The 17,348-nt window shown below is 31.7% G+C and carries 13 protein-coding genes; 1 reads left to right on the forward strand and 12 read right to left on the reverse strand.

The window, feature by feature from the left end:
- Nucleotides 1-8: 8 nt before the first annotated feature.
- The 9 genes from ACSYT2_RS11595 to murG all read right to left on the reverse strand — a co-directional run bounded on the left by ACSYT2_RS11595 (nucleotide 9) and on the right by murG (nucleotide 11,702).
- A complete protein-coding gene (locus ACSYT2_RS11595; protein ID WP_430855365.1) occupies nucleotides 9-458 on the reverse strand; it encodes a chemotaxis protein CheW in 450 nt (149 codons plus the stop codon).
- Between the two features lie 11 nt (nucleotides 459-469).
- A complete protein-coding gene (locus ACSYT2_RS11600; RefSeq protein WP_430855366.1) occupies nucleotides 470-2,362 on the reverse strand; it encodes a flagellar assembly protein A in 1,893 nt (630 codons plus the stop codon).
- 101 nt (nucleotides 2,363-2,463) lie between these two features.
- On the reverse strand, nucleotides 2,464-3,267 hold the full coding sequence (locus tag ACSYT2_RS11605; protein WP_430855367.1) for an aminotransferase class IV: 804 nt from the start codon (nucleotides 3,265-3,267) through the stop codon (nucleotides 2,464-2,466).
- A gap of 13 nt (nucleotides 3,268-3,280) precedes the next feature.
- Nucleotides 3,281-3,919: an HAD family hydrolase gene (locus ACSYT2_RS11610; protein WP_430855368.1), complete on the reverse strand. Its 639-nt coding sequence runs from the start codon at nucleotides 3,917-3,919 to the stop codon at nucleotides 3,281-3,283.
- 301 nt (nucleotides 3,920-4,220) lie between these two features.
- Nucleotides 4,221-5,414 carry a pyridoxal phosphate-dependent aminotransferase gene (locus ACSYT2_RS11615; RefSeq protein WP_430855369.1) on the reverse strand — a complete coding sequence of 398 codons (1,194 nt, stop codon included), beginning with the start codon at nucleotides 5,412-5,414 and terminating at the stop codon, nucleotides 4,221-4,223.
- A 16-nt stretch (nucleotides 5,415-5,430) separates the two neighbouring features.
- On the reverse strand, nucleotides 5,431-6,255 hold the full coding sequence (locus tag ACSYT2_RS11620; protein ID WP_430855371.1) for a PHP domain-containing protein: 825 nt from the start codon (nucleotides 6,253-6,255) through the stop codon (nucleotides 5,431-5,433).
- Between the two features lie 122 nt (nucleotides 6,256-6,377).
- The gene (locus ACSYT2_RS11625; RefSeq protein ID WP_438384819.1) at nucleotides 6,378-6,692 is read right to left on the reverse strand and encodes a DUF1292 domain-containing protein; all 315 of its coding nucleotides are present in this window, start codon (nucleotides 6,690-6,692) and stop codon (nucleotides 6,378-6,380) included.
- A gap of 147 nt (nucleotides 6,693-6,839) precedes the next feature.
- Nucleotides 6,840-10,352, reverse strand: coding sequence for a pyruvate:ferredoxin (flavodoxin) oxidoreductase (gene nifJ / locus ACSYT2_RS11630; RefSeq protein WP_430855373.1), 3,513 nt, complete (start codon nucleotides 10,350-10,352; stop codon nucleotides 6,840-6,842).
- A 279-nt stretch (nucleotides 10,353-10,631) separates the two neighbouring features.
- Nucleotides 10,632-11,702, reverse strand: coding sequence for an undecaprenyldiphospho-muramoylpentapeptide beta-N-acetylglucosaminyltransferase (murG, locus tag ACSYT2_RS11635; RefSeq protein WP_430855374.1), 1,071 nt, complete (start codon nucleotides 11,700-11,702; stop codon nucleotides 10,632-10,634).
- 132 nt (nucleotides 11,703-11,834) lie between these two features.
- On the opposite strand from murG, the gene ACSYT2_RS11640 reads away from it, so the two are divergent.
- Complete coding sequence (locus ACSYT2_RS11640; RefSeq protein WP_430855375.1) at nucleotides 11,835-12,014, forward strand: alpha/beta-type small acid-soluble spore protein; 180 nt, start codon at nucleotides 11,835-11,837, stop codon at nucleotides 12,012-12,014.
- Nucleotides 12,015-12,055: 41 nt separating this feature from the next.
- Here ACSYT2_RS11640 and recJ read toward each other — a convergent pair whose 3' ends face one another.
- Genes recJ through ACSYT2_RS11655 form a run of 3 tightly spaced genes read right to left on the reverse strand, consistent with a single transcriptional unit; the run spans nucleotide 12,056 to nucleotide 17,336 of the window.
- A complete protein-coding gene (recJ, locus tag ACSYT2_RS11645) occupies nucleotides 12,056-13,831 on the reverse strand; it encodes a single-stranded-DNA-specific exonuclease RecJ (RefSeq protein ID WP_430855376.1) in 1,776 nt (591 codons plus the stop codon).
- A 20-nt stretch (nucleotides 13,832-13,851) separates the two neighbouring features.
- The gene (locus ACSYT2_RS11650) at nucleotides 13,852-14,403 is read right to left on the reverse strand and encodes a DJ-1 family glyoxalase III (protein WP_430855377.1); all 552 of its coding nucleotides are present in this window, start codon (nucleotides 14,401-14,403) and stop codon (nucleotides 13,852-13,854) included.
- Nucleotides 14,404-14,423: 20 nt separating this feature from the next.
- Entirely contained in the window at nucleotides 14,424-17,336 is a 2,913-nt protein-coding gene (locus tag ACSYT2_RS11655; protein WP_430855378.1) for a DNA topoisomerase IV subunit A, read from the reverse strand.
- Nucleotides 17,337-17,348 lie beyond the last annotated feature (12 nt).

The raw sequence follows: 17,348 nt of genomic DNA on the forward strand, positions 1-17,348 counted from the left end.
GTTACCCCCTAAAATATTAACGCTTCCTCATCTTGTGATAGTATATTTTTCATATTTAAAAGAATTACTATCCTATTTTCTAATTTTATTAGACCTTTAACATAATTGTTTGAGATAGTTGTAGTTATTAATGGAGCTTCTTCAAACAAGTCATTTCTAACATCAGTAACCTCATAAACATTATCTACAGTTATTCCAAATTTTTTCTCATTTTTCTTTATAACAATAATCTTTGTAGATTCCTTTTTCTCTTCTGAAATAAAATTAAACTTTCTTGCAAGGTTTATTATTGGCAATATCCTACTTTCGTAATTAATTATCCCTTCAACAAAATCAGGAACATCAGGCATTCCAGTAGCTTCTGTATAACCTAATATTCTTTCAACATCACTTATTTCAGTAGCATAATGCTCTCCATTCAAGCTAAATATAAGTATCTTCATCTCTTTGCTTTCCATTTTGAATCCTCCTACAGTAAAATTTTTTCTACAACAATTTCACCTTTTTCATCTAAATACCCTTTAACATCCTTAGATGCAAATTCTAAATTATACTGTCTCTCACCAAAATAAAATAAGCTATTTGGGTAAGCTATATCAGCTGTTATGATGCCATCTTTAGGTACCTTTAATATTGTTGTGACTCCTGCTATACTACCGATAACTTTCGCTTTTATATTTCCACCTGCTATCAAAGTTCCACCCCTTGATACAGCTCCACTTTCAAGAAATTCTATATCTCCCTTAGCAGTTAGCTCAGATATATATTGTCCTTTACCAGTAATGAATATGTTACCAGTAGATTGAACTTGTGAATCTTGACAATATTTCATTTTAACATCTACAGGAATAAACCTTTCTTTATTAATTTCCTCAATCTCTTTTTCTATATACTTTATTAAATCGTACAATTCATTGGAAAACTTTATATTTAGTGGCATATTGCCTATTATTTTTTCTTTAATAAACCTAATTAACTCTTGATTTTCTTTTTCAATACTTAAAATAACTAGTGCTTTCCTCGGTATTCCCTTAAACTTAGTTTCTATAAGTAATTTTATTACTTCTCCCTCTGACCTATTACCTAGAAAATTACCATCTTTTATTTGCTCTACAGATTTAAGTAACTCTTCTATATCCTTCTTAAAACTCTCCAAGGTTTCTAAATAATATTGCTTGTCTAAATCCTTTGCACCGACAATCAATATAGAATTAATTACACTTCCACTTATTCTTACTTCCCCTTGCGCAATTATCCTACCACTTTCAACATTTCCTTTAACCTCGACACTATTCCCTGCCTCTACCAACATACCTGTTCTTATATTTCCATCTATTTGGACATCTCCTACAAACCTAATGTTTCCACTCTTTATATCAACATCCGAAGATGTTTGTAAAACCTTATTAACATAAAAAACTCCTCCCTTCATAGTTGGACGTCCTTCTATGTTTGATAAAACTTTATTTCCTACAATTCTACAACCATCTCCTGCTTTTAATTTCACTGTTTTTTTGCACCTTTTACTAACTACTTTCCCAAATATATCTATACCTTCTTTACCTTCTCTACCTAACTTTAATTCTGCCAGAAGATCTTCTGGAAATACATTTGCAATAGAATAAAGATTTCTATAATCTATTCTCTCACTAGAATCTTCCGAAACAGTCCTCCTTGAGCCTTCGAAGTAAACCTCTATCCTATCATCCTCATCATCAATAGGTGCTACCCCCCTAGCTACGACTACCTCATCTATAATGTCCTTTTTTAATATATCCTCTATCTCTTCTTTAAGTATACCATATACTATCCCTTGCTTATTTAAGGCTTCAATAATATCATCCTTATTATAAGGCAATGGTAAAGCTCCATCTATTGTAGATTTTATTATCTTTAATTTATTACCAAGAATTTTACACGTAATTTCTGGTAGCTTCTCCGGAGTATACTCTACAGATACCATTGCTGATAATTTATCATCACCTAATTTAACAGTTAATTCTCTTTTAGCAATTTCACCATTACATTCATATCTTATAATATCTAAAGATGTGACCTTAGTGAGACTCTTTACTTCCTTTTCATTAACTATAATCTTGATATCCTCATCAAATTCAAGATCTAATTCTCTATCCTCAGGCATTTCAATTCTTATCCTATCAGCCTCAATAAATACATTTTCAATTGGCTTTTCTACCTCTTTAATGACTTCATTTTTAACAAGGATTTCGTAATATTTCTTAAAAAATCCTCTCTCTTCCTTTATGATATCATAATCGATTTCAGTTCTCGGAATTGAAAGGTTTTCCTCTGCTTTAGCCAAACATTCTTCTAAAGTACTACCAGAATATTCTTTCTTCATAATATCTCATCTCCCATAAAATCCCCTTTTTCTTAGTATATCATATACCTTATAATTATGTAATATATGAGCATAATATAATTATTTTTACAAAATTATCTCTATTCTTCTATACTTTTTGCAATTTTTTCATTAAATAGTCTCATCAATTCTCTTAATAAGGTATTTTTTACATTAAATTTTAATTCCCCCACACTTTTTATAGGAAGTATATTGGGTGATGTTCCAGAGATAAATAAAGCATCAAACATTTCTAATTCTGTATACTTAACATTCTCTTCTATTACTTCAATCCCATTCTCTTTTGCAACGCAAATTATCTCATTTCTTGTAACTCCTGGTAATACTGCTTCAATTTTTGAGGTATATATACTATTATTTTTAATCATAAATATATTCGATCTACTACCTTCAGTTATATAATTATTTCTATCTACTAAAATACCCTCATATGAATCTGTTTCCTTTAATCTATTATTTACCCCTTCTCTAAAGCTATTATTAATAACCTTAGCATTTGGATTTTCTCGTTCTCCAAAGTATAGAACAGTTTTGACTCCTTCTCTATACATATCTTCTGTTGGATATTTATGTTTAATTAAAAATATCCTTAGGGTCTTTGTCTGCATATTGTACGTTATTTTTATATTTCCTATTTTTATTTTATTTTCACTCACTAACTCTTCAATATAATTCCTAATCTGATTTCTATCAAACTCAAACTTAAATTTGCTAATCTTAAATGAATTTATCATTCTATCGTAATGTTCATCATAAAATAATGGCCTTCCATTAATGATACGCATTACTTCATATACCATCTTCCCCTCCCTTTCTTCTACCCAATTATCTATGCTTCTAATTTCACCATTTTCAATATAAAATTCTCTAATACATTCACTCACTATTTAATTCCCCCTATTTCCATCTTAATATCTCTATATCGTGTTTTTTCTTATAATTAATTAAAAAAGGCTTCCCTACTAAATCTAATAATGGTTTATCTGATAATGAATCGGAAAACATATAGGAATTCTCAAAATCCACTTCAATATTTTCTTCTGCTAATACCTCTTTCAACCTTCTAACCTTTTCTTCACCTTTACAATTATGTCCATTCATTTTTCTATTAAATTTCCCATCAGCAAAGTGGAATTTAGTACCTATTATTCTATCCACCTCTTCTATGGCATATAACTGTTGAAGATAAAATTCTGGTGATGCTGATATTAAATAAATATCATAACCTTCCTTTTTTAATTTTTTCATCATCATTATTGAATCTTCATATAATATTTTACTCAATCTATTTTTATAAAATCGCTTAACTAATTCCTCTATATCCTTCTCTTCCGATCCATCTAAGAATTTTAAGAAACATTCTTTTACCCTCTTCTCATCAAAAGCCCCTATTACATACATTAATCCGCTATATATTGCTCTCGGTAAATACTTTAGATTTTTTTTATCTTCTTTTATACTATACTTAAATAACTCCATAAGAGTTTCTTTTTTAGTAATAGTATAATCAACATCAAATAAGGCTAACTTTCTCATCTTATTCCTCCAATTATTATTCTATATTCTAATTATATTATTTATCTACAAATAAAAAAATCCTCAAGACGAGCTTACCGAGTCGTCGATTTTTTTTGCGCATCTCCATTTCCGAAGCTTGCCTGAGAAAAATCTTTTAGGCCCGCAGATTCCTTTTCACTCTACCTCAATAACTTTAATAACATATATATTTACAAAATTTATCCACATATCTATAAGGATTACTAATTTCTATAGAGTAAAAAAGAGAAACACTATTTGGAACAGCGTTTCTCTTAAGTCTAATTATTTCCTGTACCTACTACTTGATTTTCTTCAAGAATCTTTCTATTCTGTCTAACCCTTCAGCTATAATTTCTTGTGAAGTTGCATATGAAAGTCTTATATAATCATCTAGCCCAAATGCCGCCCCAGGAATAACAGCTACTTTTTCTTCATCTAGTATTGCACTAGCAAAATCAACAGAATCTTTTATTATCTTTCCATTAACTAATTTATTTATATAACTTCTTATATTTACCATTACATAGAAAGCACCTGTTGGCTCTATGGCTTCTATTCCATTTATTTCTTTTATTCTATCTATCATGTAGTTTCTTCTTTTCTCAAATTGAACTACCATCTTTTTCAATTCTTCTTCTGGTCCATTCAAAGCTTCTACCGCTGCATATTGAGTTATTGAGTTAATATTTGATGTTACATGGCTTTGTACAGCTATCATAAGTTTAATAATTTCCTCCTTAGCTCCCACAAAACCAACTCTCCAACCTGTCATTGCATATGACTTTGATAATCCATTTATCACTATAGTTCTATTATAACTATCCTCTGAAATAGAGGCTATACTTACATGTTCCTCACCATCATATATTAATTTTTCATATATTTCATCTGATATGATTAATATATCATGTTCCTTGGCAAATTCTGCTATTTCATTTAATTCTTCCCTATTATAAACAGTTCCTGTTGGATTATTAGGACTATTTAAAATTATTGCTTTAGTTTTATTTGATACCACAGCTTCTAATGCTTCTACAGTATATTTATACTTATTTTCCTCCTTAGCATCAACATATACAGGCACTCCATCTGCTAATTTTATTAATTCAGGATAACTAACCCAATATGGAACTGGAACTATAACTTCATCTCCTGGGTTTAAAATTGCCATAAATACATTAGCTAAACATTGCTTTGCACCTGTAGAAACAAGAATTTGATTTGTATTATACTTTAATCCATTATCTCTCTCAAACTTTTTACATATAGCCTCTCTAAGTTCTATTATCCCTGATGTAGGTGTATATTTTGTTTTACCTTCTTCCATTGCCCTAACAGCTGCATCAATAATATGCTTTGGTGTATTAAAATCAGGCTCTCCTGCCCCAAAACTTACAACATCAACTCCTGCTGCTCTCAATTCTTTAGCCTTTGCTGTTATTGCTAAAGTAATTGATGGATTGATATTTTGCGCCTTCTTTGAATATTCCATTTCTTTCTCTCCTTCATTATGACTTCTGTTTAAAGTTTATTATTTTATCTAATAATAATTCATTAATACCTTGATTTGCCAAAATTGGCTCAGAATCCCTTGAGCCATGGAAGTCACTGCCCCCTGTAATTAATAATTTATATTTTCTACTCAAGTTATAGAAAACATTTATTTGTGCTTTACTATGACTTGGGTGATATACCTCTAATCCCTTAAGACCATAACATTTTAATTCTCTAACAATATTCTCTAGCTCTAAACTTCTATATATCTTACCTGGATGTGCTAATACCGGAAGACCACCACTTTCAGTAATGATTTCTAATACCGTTTTAAAACTCAGCTTCTCACCTTTTACATATGCCGACTTTCCTTGCATTAAATAATTAGTAAATGCTTCCCTAAAGTTTTCAGCATACCCTTTACTAACCATGGCATTTGCAATATTTCCTCTTCCAATAGATAATTCACCATTAATTGCAATTTCATTAATATCTATATATATATTACTTTCTTCTAATCGCTTAAGAATTTCTCTTGTTCTCTCTACCCTTGATTCTCTTAAACTATTTACTGTTTCATTGAGCCTATTATTATTAAGATCAATAAAATAACCTAATATATGTAGTTCCATATCTTTATACTCAGTACTAAACTCTATACCAGGTATTATATGTATTCCTTCATATTCAGCTTTTATAATATATTGAGAGGCTACTGTATCATGATCTGTTATTGATATATATTTAATTCCCTGTTCTTTGGCCAATTGGATTATTTCTTCTGGTGTAAAATACCCATCAGAGTAGGAAGAGTGAATATGTAAATCTGCATACTTCATCCTCTACACCTTCCTCACTTTATATAAAAAATATAGCATTTATATCTGACATTGTAAATGTATTACTTTCATTTTATTCCAAACTTTTCATAAAAAAAGAGTGGTTAATACCACTCTTAGTTTTACTTTTCTACTAATTCATCATTATAGTAAGCAGCAACCTTTTCAAATTCTGCTTCTTCAGGAACAACTAATTCTTCACCTTCAGCTCTAAACATGTATACTGATTCATCTTCTTGATTTTGTGCTAATACATATTCTGTTCCTTCATATTCAAAAGCATCTATAATAGGACAAGAAACAACATTTCCGTTCTCATCTTCTAAATCTATTACAAAACTTTCATGTTCTCCACATCCACATCCTTCATGATCATGATCATGTCCGCAACCTTCGTGATCGTGTCCACATCCACATTTATTTAACTCTTTATCCATTTCATCTTCCTCCTTTAAATAAAAAAAGTAGTTGTCTTAATTGTAACCTTAATTAGCTAAAAATAAAAGCTATTTCTATATTAAATTTAATTTTTCTTCCTATTATACAAAAAGAGACGAGCATTTCTGCTCGCCTCTTCAAATATATTATTCTTGAGAAGCTAGTCTCTTATATCCGTTCAATCTTTCCATTGCATCATTATAAGTTTTTTCAAATAATGCATCTGCTGCTTCTGGGAATGCCTTAGCTAATGAAGAGTATCTTACTTCACCCATTAAGAATTCCTTAAAGTCTGCAGTTGGTTCCTTAGAATCTAGTGAGAATGGATTCTTTTGACCCTTTAATTGTGGGTTGTATCTATACATTGACCAGTATCCACATGCAGTAGCTCTCTTAGCTTCTTCCATGCTGTTACCCATACCAATCTTGATACCATGGCTTATACATGGAGCATAAGCTATTATTAATGATGGTCCTTTATAAGCTTCAGCTTCAGCTATAGCTTTAAGAGTTTGGTTCTTATCTGCACCCATATTAACTTGTGCAACATATACATAACCATAGCTCATAGCCATCATACCAAGGTCTTTCTTCTTAGTGCTCTTTCCTGATGCTGCAAACTTAGCGATTGCTGCAGCTGGAGTAGCCTTTGAAGATTGTCCTCCTGTATTTGAGTAGATTTCAGTATCAAATACAAATATATTTATATCTTCACCTGATGCTAGTACATGGTCAACTCCACCATATCCGATATCATAAGCCCAACCGTCTCCTCCGAAGATCCATTGAGATCTCTTAACGAAGTAGTCTTTTTCTTCTAAGATTTCCTTAGCTAAATCATTGTTTACTGTATTTAAAGCAGCTTCTAATCTTTCTGCTCTATCTCTTGTTCCTTCACCATTGTCTTTATTCTCTAACCAATCTTCAACAACAGCTTTAACTTCTTCAGAAACACCTGATTCTAATAATGTATTTAACTTTTGAGCTACTCTTTCTCTTATAGCTGTAACTCCTAAGTGCATACCTAATCCGAACTCTGCATTATCCTCAAATAATGAGTTAGCCCATGCTGGACCATGTCCATTATGATTAGTTGTGTATGGAGTTGAAGGTGCTGATCCACCCCAAATTGATGAACATCCAGTAGCGTTAGCTATCATCATTCTATCACCAAATAATTGAGTTATTAACTTAGCATATGGAGTTTCTCCACAACCTGCACAAGCTCCTGAGTACTCAAGTAATGGTTGCTCGAATTGGCTACCCTTAACTGTATTCTTATTCATTGGGTTCTTCTTAGCTGATACCTTTTCAACTGCATAATCCCAAGCTTCTATTTGATCTTCTTGAGTTCCTTGTGGCTTCATAACAAGGGCTTTTCCTGGTGCCGGACATACTTGTACACAGTTTCCACAACCAGTACAATCTAATGGAGTAACTCCAATTGTAAAGTTTAATGGTTCTTCTGACTTTAATGCCTTAGCAGCAACAAGCTTCATTGATTCTGGAGCATTTGCCTTTTCGTCTTCTGATAATAAGAATGGTCTTATAGCAGCATGTGGACAAACATATGCACATTGGTTACATTGTATACATTTATCTTCTATCCATTCTGGAACATTTACAGCTATACCTCTCTTTTCATGTGCAGCAGTTCCTGCTTCGAATGTACCATCTTCCATTCCTAGGAATGTTGATACTGGAAGAGCATCTCCCTCTTGTCTATTCATTGGAATAACAATATTCTTAACAAAGTCAGTTTGTTTATGATTATTTTCAACTACTTCATCTTGAGCATCTTTCCATGAAGCTGGAACTTCAATCTTAATGATTGATTCAACACCCTTATCTATAGCAGCATTATTCATATCAACAACTTTTTGACCCTTCTTACCGTATGAAGTTACAACAGCATCTTTTAAGTACTTAATAGCATCTTCAACTGGTATAATGTTTGCTAACTTGAAGAAAGCAGATTGCATTATCATGTTGATTCTTCCACCAAGACCTATTGATTGAGCTATTCCTACAGCATTGATAGTGTAGAACTTAACATCGTTCTCTGCAATAAATCTCTTATATGAAGCTGGTAACTTTTCTTCTAATTCTTCTGGACTCCAGATAGTATTTAATAAGAAAGTTGAACCTGGCTTTAATCCATCAAGTACATTGTACTTATGAACATAAGATTGATTTGAACAAGATACGAAATCTGCCTTATTTATTAAGTAAGGTGATTTAATTGCTTGCTTACCAAATCTTAAGTGAGAAACTGTGATACCACCTGATTTCTTAGAATCATAGAAGAAGTATCCTTGAGCGTACATGTCTGTATGATCTCCGATAATCTTGATAGCACTCTTATTAGCACCAACAGTACCATCTGATCCTAATCCCCAGAACTTACAAGCTGTTGTTCCAGCTGGAGTAGCATCGATATCTTCATGAACTTCTAATGAAGTGTTAGTAACATCATCAATAATACCAATTGTAAATCCATTCTTTGGCTCTTCCTTAGCTAAGTTTTCATAAACTGCAGCTATATGACCTGGATTTGGATCCTTAGAACCTAAACCGAATCTACCACCAACTATTAAAGGTGCATTTTCTTTACCATAGAATGCATTCTTAATATCTAAGTATAATGGTTCTCCAGCTGATCCTGGTTCCTTAGTTCTATCTAATACAGCAATCTTTTTAACTGATGCTGGAATTACTTTTAATAATTTTTCTACTGAGAATGGTCTAAATAATCTAACCTTAACTAAACCAACTTTTTGTCCATTTGCATTTAAGTAATCTATTGTTTCTTCACATACATCTGTTACAGAACCCATAGCTACTATAATTCTATCAGCATCAGGTGCTCCATAGTAATCGAAACAGTGATATTCTCTACCAGTTAACTTAGTTATTTCAGCCATATATCCTTCAACAATATCTGGAATAGCATCATAATACTTATTAACTGCTTCTCTTCCTTGGAAGTATATATCAGCATTTTGTGCAGTACCTCTTGTTACTGGATGATTTGGATTTAATGCTCTTGCTCTGAAAGCTTCAACTGAATCCCAATCAACTAACTTTGATAATTCATCATATTCAAGAACTTCTATCTTTTGAATTTCGTGAGAAGTTCTGAAACCATCGAAGAAATTACAGAAAGGAATTCTTGATTTAATTGCAGTTAAGTGAGCAACTGCTGCTAAATCCATTACTTCTTGTACTGATCCTTCTGCAAGCATAGCAAAACCTGTTTGTCTTGCTGCCATAACATCTTGGTGATCTCCAAAGATATTAAGAGCTGAAGTTGCTAATGCTCTTGCTGATACATGGAATACTCCTGGTAGCATTTCCCCAGCAATCTTGTACATATTTGGAATCATTAATAGTAAACCTTGAGATGCAGTGAATGTAGTTGTTAATGCACCTGCTTGTAATGATCCATGAACTGCACCAGCAGCCCCTGCTTCTGATTGCATTTCTACAACCTTAACAGTTTGTCCAAATATATTCTTTCTTCCTTGAGCTGACCATTCATCAACATGTTCAGCCATTGGTGATGATGGTGTTATAGGAAATATTGCTGCAACTTCAGTAAATGCATATGAAATATGAGCTGCTGCCGCATTTCCATCCATAGTTTTCATTTTTCTCATCGCGTAGACCCCTCTTTCTTTTATATAAAATTAAATAAGAAACTTAATTTAATAAGGATAAAATTTATTCAACATAAAAGGCTATGAATTATTAAGGAATTATATGTATATTTTTTATAAATATAATTGTTATTAATCCTTGTTAATTTATTAACACTACCTTCCTTATCAAAATAAATCTACCCTCTTAATTATATAACACTAATTTTTTTTTGCAAGGGTAATTGTAACTCATAAAGAAATTGGCAATAATACAAACTTTCTGTCAATGACAATTTATTACTTTATTGCAGATAATATAGTTTCTATTACCGCATCATTTCCCACCCTATCTTTTCCAGAATTCATATTTTTAATAAGTACTTCTTTACTACTTCTCAACTCATTAACCTTCTTCATAAAGCTTTCCTTATCTATTTTCTCTTCCTCCATTACTAAGGCATATCCCTCTTTATTAAAGGAATTTGCATTCAGTATTTGATCACCTCTACTTGCCTTTTTTGATAATGGTATAAGCAATGTTGGTTTTCTAAGAGCTAAAAATTCAAATATAGAATTAGCTCCTGCCCTAGATATAATATAATCAGCTGCCATCATTAAGTCTGGTAACTCTTCACTTACATATTCAAATTGCTTATATCCTTTTTTACTCAATAAATTATTATCTATATTCTCTTTACCACAAATATGGACTATATTAAACTTGCTTAATAACTCTTCTAAATTTTCCCTGATCACATCATTTATCACTTTTGACCCCAAACTGCCTCCCATGATGAATAATACCTCTTTTTCATCTTTAAAACCGCAAATCTTCAGTCCATTAAGTCTTGAGCCTTTGAATATTTCTTCTCTTATTGGGCTCCCTGTTAATACTCCCTTGCCACCTTTTATATAATTTAAACTTTCCCTAAATGTTACGCATAACTTATCACAAAAAGGTGCAGATAATTTATTTGCTAACCCCGGAGTTATGTCTGACTCATGGGCAACTACAGGTATCTTTTTCATAGATGCTGCAATTACAACAGGTACTGCAACAAAGCCCCCTTTTGAAAAAATTACATCTGGCTTTTCCTTTGTCAATATTCTTCTAGCCTCAAGAACACCCTTCATTACCTTAAATGGATCCGAAAAGTTCTTTAAATCAAAATATCTTCTTAATTTACCTGATGAAATTTCATAATAAGGAATATTACTTTTTTTGATTATTTCTTTTTCAATTCCATCTTTGCTCCCTATATATTTTACCTCAAATCCCTCTTTTTCTAATCTTGGAATAAGAGCTAAATTAGGTGTAACATGCCCAGCAGTTCCTCCACCAGTCATAATAATTTTATACTTACTCAAAATATCAACTCCTTACTATTCATATTTACTTTTAACCTACATAGCTTTTCCACTTTTCCCTTTAATTTTATACAATAAAATCTACAAAATTGCACAAGCTATTATTACAAATATAAAAGGAGGTGAAATACAATGGCACAATTAGTACCTGAAGCAAAACAAGGATTAGCAAAATTCAAAAATGAAGTTGCTAACTCTCTTAATGTACCATTTACTGAATATAATGGTGACCTATCTTCAAAACAATGCGGTAGCGTTGGTGGAGAAATGGTTAAAAGAATGGTTGAACAATACGAAAATGGACTAAAGTAATCCATTCTTAAAATTGAGAGGATAGCCCTAAGCTATCCTTTCTACTTTACTAATCTAAAATTCTTTATATTTAATTGAACACTTCTCTTACCTTTAAACTCATTTATAGTTGGATAGTATATAACATCCATTTTAAAACCACCATAACCATCATCTAACAGTTTAAGTAATCTTTCTTCGCCATACAAACTAGAAAACTCTTCTTTAAAATTCTCACACTTATCAAAATTTATTCCTTCAATATATCCAGCATTCCCATCAAATTTAAATCTAAACTTCATAAAATTCTTTTCTTTCCCCATAAAGAACATTCTGGTCACCTCTAAATTCTTTACAGCAAGTAGCGGACTACTATTCCCTTTACCAAAAGGTCTAAGAGCTTCTATTTCAGAAACTAATTCTTCGTTTATATAATTTAATGATACTGGTGAATCAATTCTAACTATCGGTACTATATCTTCACTAGATAAGGGACATTTTTCTATAAGTGCTTTCTTTAAAAGAGGTAAATTTTCCTCCTTTACAGATAGACCAGCTGCCATTGGATGGCCACCAAACTTCTCTATATATTCCTTGCACTTATTTAATTCTTCAAACATGTTATATCCTTCAATACTTCTTGCAGAACCCTTTGGCATATCCTTCCCTTTAGTCATAACTATTGTTGGAATATTAAATGTCTCTTTTACCCTCCCTGCAACTATTCCTGCTATACTCTCATGTATATCTTTATCATAAATAAGTATAACCCTTTCATTTGGATTAAATTCAGCTTTAAACTTCTCTATTACTCTTTCTACACTTTCTGCCGTTAGTTCTTGTCTAATCTTATTTAACTCAAAAAGTTTATTAGCAAGTTCTGTTGCTCTATCATCATCTTCAGTTATTAATAGTTTTACAGATAAATCTGCTGTCTCTAATCTACCTGTTGCATTTATACATGGTCCAATAACAAATCCAAAATGATATTCACTTATTTCTTTATCACCTAGGCCAGTTGCTTTAATTAGTTCTCTCAATCCTTTACTATTTGTATTATTAATTAGCTTTAGTCCCTCTTTTACTATTATTCTATTTTCACCCAAGAGTTCTACTACATCACAAATAGTTGCTATTGCAGCAAATTGAAATAACTCTTTAAAATCTTCAGTATCTCTTCCCATAGACTCTACTAAAGCATAACAAAACTTCAATGCAACTCCAGCACCACATAATTCCTTAAAAGGATACTTACAATCCTTTTGTTTTGGATTTATTACGCAGTCGGCATCAGGAACTACATTTATTCTTCTATTTCCCTCTTCTATATAAGGAATATCGTGATGATCAGTAATAATAACTTCTAAACCTAATTCTTTTGCAACCTTTACCTGCTCAATGGCAGAGATTCCATTGTCACAAGTCAATATTATCTTTGTTCCTTCATCTGCTAATTTCCTTATCCTATTACTATTCATTCCATATCCTTCATCTTCTCTATTAGGGATATAGTATTTAAAGTTTGCTCCTAATTTCTTTAGGGTTTTATACATGATAGTTGTACTACAGACCCCATCACAATCGTAGTCTCCATATATAACTATTCTTTTTCCTGATTCTATAGCATCCTTTATAATTGCTACACCTTTCTTCATATCTTTCATAAGATTAGCATCATATAAATTATCTATAGTTCCCTTAAGAAAAAGAGAAGCTTCTTCTTTGGTTGATATTCCCCTATTAGCCAGTAATCTTACTATCAATGGATTTAATTCTAATTGACTACTTAATCTTTCAAATTCATCCTTTTTATTGATTACCATCCATCTCTCCATCAAAGCTTCTCCTCCTATATTATTTATTTAATTAAAGAATTGTACATCATACCTTCTTTCAATTCAATATAATTCTTATTACCTAGTAATTCTAATAGCTTATATGAAAATTCCATTGCAGTGGCAGGCCCTCTACTTGTAATAATATTGCCATCCACCACAACATTTTCTTCTTTATAATTACATCCTTTAAGCTCCTTATCGAAGCCTGGGTATGAAGTGATATCTTTACCTTTTATGATATCAGCCTTTGCTAAAACTATTGGTGCTGCGCATATAGCTGCAATAAGTTTGTTGTTTTCATTAAAGTATTTAATAAACTCTATAAGTTCCTGATGATTTTGGAGATTTCTAGCACCAGGCATACCACCTGGTAGTACTAATAAATCATATTCTTTTAAATCATCGCCTATGCACTTATCAGCTTTAACTACTATTTCATGAGCTCCTGTAACATCAATATTGCCTATGCTGACCATATCACAAGTTATTCCAACTCTTCTGACTATATCAACTACTGTTAATGCTTCTATTTCTTCAAAGCCTTCTGCTAATAATACTGCTACCTTCTTCATAAAATCATCTCCTCAGCTCTTTATAGTAAATTAACTGTTTTTATTTCATCATCAAGGGATACTAACATTGCATTACTTCCTCTTCCTGCTCTATTTTGTAACTTAACATCAACCAATCCCACATCACACACTTCTTTATTCTTTGATATTAATTGGAATTTATACTCATTGGCAGATGTTACTGCTATTTCTCCACTATCATCTTGACTCATGGTTATAAAAGCCTTACCATAAATAACTTCATCCTCATCCTTAAGGCTTATACCTGTTACTCCAGAAGCTACTTTCCCCATTGTATTAACATTTGTTACAGGGAATTTAATTGCCATTGCTTTTTTCGTAATCATTACTAAATGTCCTATACTCTGACTTGAAATATCTATAGCTATTACCTCATCTTCATCGCTTTTAAATTTGTATGCTTGTTGCATTAAATAATCACCTTCAAATTCTTTAAGTAAGGTTTTCTTTATAAATCCTCTCTTAGTGAAGGTATAAACAGCAAGTTTATCATTAAACTCCTTAATTGAGAATAATGCAATAACTTTTTCCTTCTTTCCTAATCCATCAACTAGACTTTCTATAGATATCTCTTCTTTTATAGCTTCTTGTATTAAGAATGATGCAATCTTTATTATATTGCCTCTATTTGTGAACATTAGCAATTCACTTTTTGAATCTGTATTAACCTTTAAATTATCTTTCTTATTAGCTCTTGCGAAAGCCTTTAAAGTTCCTCTACCTGTAACTCCGACTGAATATTCAACGTATTCCATACTTTCAGTATATTCAACATTTATAACTTCATCTGTAGATGAAATATTGAATAATTGAGTTCCTAAAATATTTCTCGGTAAATCTTCTAGTGCTGGTAGCTCAAGAGTAAAGTTCAATCCATGCTTTGTTTTTACTTTTAAGAATTGCTTTTCATCTTCAATTATATCTACCTTTACAACAAATTCTCCATCTCTTAGCTTTATAGCTTGAATCTTTGAATAATTTGTTACAAACTTATCTAAAGAACTTTTCTTTATACTTCCCTTATTAGTTATAAACTGTATATATTTACTTGGATGTAATACATCCACTGATAACACGCCTACAATTGATTCATCATCAAGGTTTAAGGACTTTATTAATTTATCTACCCTCTCACCTTTTTCTTTCCACTTTCCTTCTGGAATATTCATTCCTCTTAATTGATACATATTCCCTTTATCTGTAAATAAAAGTAAATTATCTCTAGTATTAGATTTTATAAGATATTTAAGTTCATCTCCTTCTCTATACTCGATATCCTCAGCATTAGAGTTAGACCTAATATAATTCTTTTGTGGAATTCTCTTTATGAATCCATCCTTTGAAAGTGTAATCATCACATCTTCAATTATTATTAATTCTTCTATATCTATTTTCGCTTCACTATCATCCTCTACGATTTTAGTTCTTCTAGGATTCTTATATTTATCAGTTACCTCTTTTAATTCCTCTTTTATAACCTTTAATAATTCCTTCTCTTCTGATAGAATCTTTCTAAGTTTTTTAATTAATCTTTCTAATTCCTTATATTCCTTTTGGAATACGTTGATTTCTAACCCAGTTAATCTGTATAACATTAATTCAAGGATTGCAGTTGACTGTGGTTCCGTAAATCCAAACTTATTCATTAAGTTAGTTCCTGCATCCTTTTTAGATTTAGACTCTCTAATTGTTGCTATAACTTCATCTAAAACATTTATTGCCTTAATAAAACCTTCAACTATATGGAATCTTTTTTCAGCCATTTCTAATTCCCTTCTAGTTCGTCTTATTACTATATCCTTTTGATGATTAACATAATGAGTTATTATTGTTTTTAACCCCATTGTTTCTGGTTTACCATTGGCTAAGGCAACCATATTGAAGCTTATATTACATTGTAGGTCAGTTTTCTTATATAGATATTTAAGTACTTTATCTGCAACACTTTCATCAACAGCCTTCTTTAATTCAATTACAGCACGGATACCACTTCTATCTGATTCATCCCTTATATCAGTTATAGATTCAAGAGCTTTTGCATGCCTCTTATCACCAGTCATTTCAGATATTGTTTGAAGAAGCTTTGCTTTATTTCTTCTATAAGGGAATTCTGTAATTACTATCCCCACTCGTCCATTCTCAAGTCTTTCTATATTAGCTTTTGCTCTATAACTAACTTTACCTTCCCCTGTCTCATAGGCAGAAAGTAAGGAATTCTTCCCTATAAGTATTCCTCCTGTTGGAAGATCTGGTCCCTTAATATATTGCATTAATTCCTTAGTAGTTATTTCAGGATTGTCTATACAGGCAAGTACCCCTTCTGTTACTTCTCCAAGATTATGTGGTGGTATATTGGTTGCTAATCCTACAGCAATACCAAATGTACCATTTACCAAAAGGTTAGGATATCTACTAGGTAATACCTTTGGCTCTAATTCACTATCGGAATAATTTGGAACCATTTCTACTGTATCTTTATCTATATCCTTAATCATTTCCATAGCTATTGGTGTAAGTCTAGCTTCTGTATATCTCATAGCAGCTGCACTATCTCCATCTATAGATCCCCAGTTCCCATGTCCATCTATTAAGGGCTCTCTTGTTGAAAAATCCTGTGCAAGTATTGTTATTGCATCGTAAACTGATGTATCTCCATGAGGATGAAACTTACCAAGTATATCTCCTACTATTCTCGCTGATTTATAATATGGTTTATCTGGAAATGCTTTAAGTAAATATGCCCCATAAAGAATTCTTCTGTGTACTGGTTTTAATCCATCTCTAACATCTGGAAGAGCTCTTTCTTTTGCAACTTCAACGGCATATGGTAGATAATTTTCTGGCATAGCCTCTTCAAGAACTATTGGAATAATATTGTTATCCTTAGGTATATTATTTGATTTCTTTGCCATATCTCGCTCCTC

The sequence above is a fragment of the Clostridium zhoujianii genome (assembly GCF_051590805.1).
In the GTDB taxonomy this organism is placed as follows: Bacteria; Bacillota; Clostridia; order Clostridiales; family Clostridiaceae; genus Clostridium.

What these genes read in the sequence shown, in the direction of transcription:
- ACSYT2_RS11595 (WP_430855365.1), bottom strand. Translation starts at nt 458, where the DNA reads ATGGAAAGCAAAGAGATGAAGATACTTATATTTAGCTTGAATGGAGAG.
- ACSYT2_RS11600 (WP_430855366.1), bottom strand. Translation starts at nt 2,362, where the DNA reads ATGAAGAAAGAATATTCTGGTAGTACTTTAGAAGAATGTTTGGCTAAA.
- ACSYT2_RS11610 (WP_430855368.1), bottom strand. Translation starts at nt 3,919, where the DNA reads ATGAGAAAGTTAGCCTTATTTGATGTTGATTATACTATTACTAAAAAA.
- ACSYT2_RS11615 (WP_430855369.1), bottom strand. Translation starts at nt 5,414, where the DNA reads ATGGAATATTCAAAGAAGGCGCAAAATATCAATCCATCAATTACTTTA.
- ACSYT2_RS11620 (WP_430855371.1), bottom strand. Translation starts at nt 6,255, where the DNA reads ATGAAGTATGCAGATTTACATATTCACTCTTCCTACTCTGATGGGTAT.
- ACSYT2_RS11625 (WP_438384819.1), bottom strand. Translation starts at nt 6,692, where the DNA reads ATGGATAAAGAGTTAAATAAATGTGGATGTGGACACGATCACGAAGGT.
- nifJ (WP_430855373.1), bottom strand. Translation starts at nt 10,352, where the DNA reads ATGAGAAAAATGAAAACTATGGATGGAAATGCGGCAGCAGCTCATATT.
- ACSYT2_RS11640 (WP_430855375.1), top strand. Translation starts at nt 11,835, where the DNA reads ATGGCACAATTAGTACCTGAAGCAAAACAAGGATTAGCAAAATTCAAA.
- ACSYT2_RS11650 (WP_430855377.1), bottom strand. Translation starts at nt 14,403, where the DNA reads ATGAAGAAGGTAGCAGTATTATTAGCAGAAGGCTTTGAAGAAATAGAA.
- ACSYT2_RS11655 (WP_430855378.1), bottom strand. Translation starts at nt 17,336, where the DNA reads ATGGCAAAGAAATCAAATAATATACCTAAGGATAACAATATTATTCCA.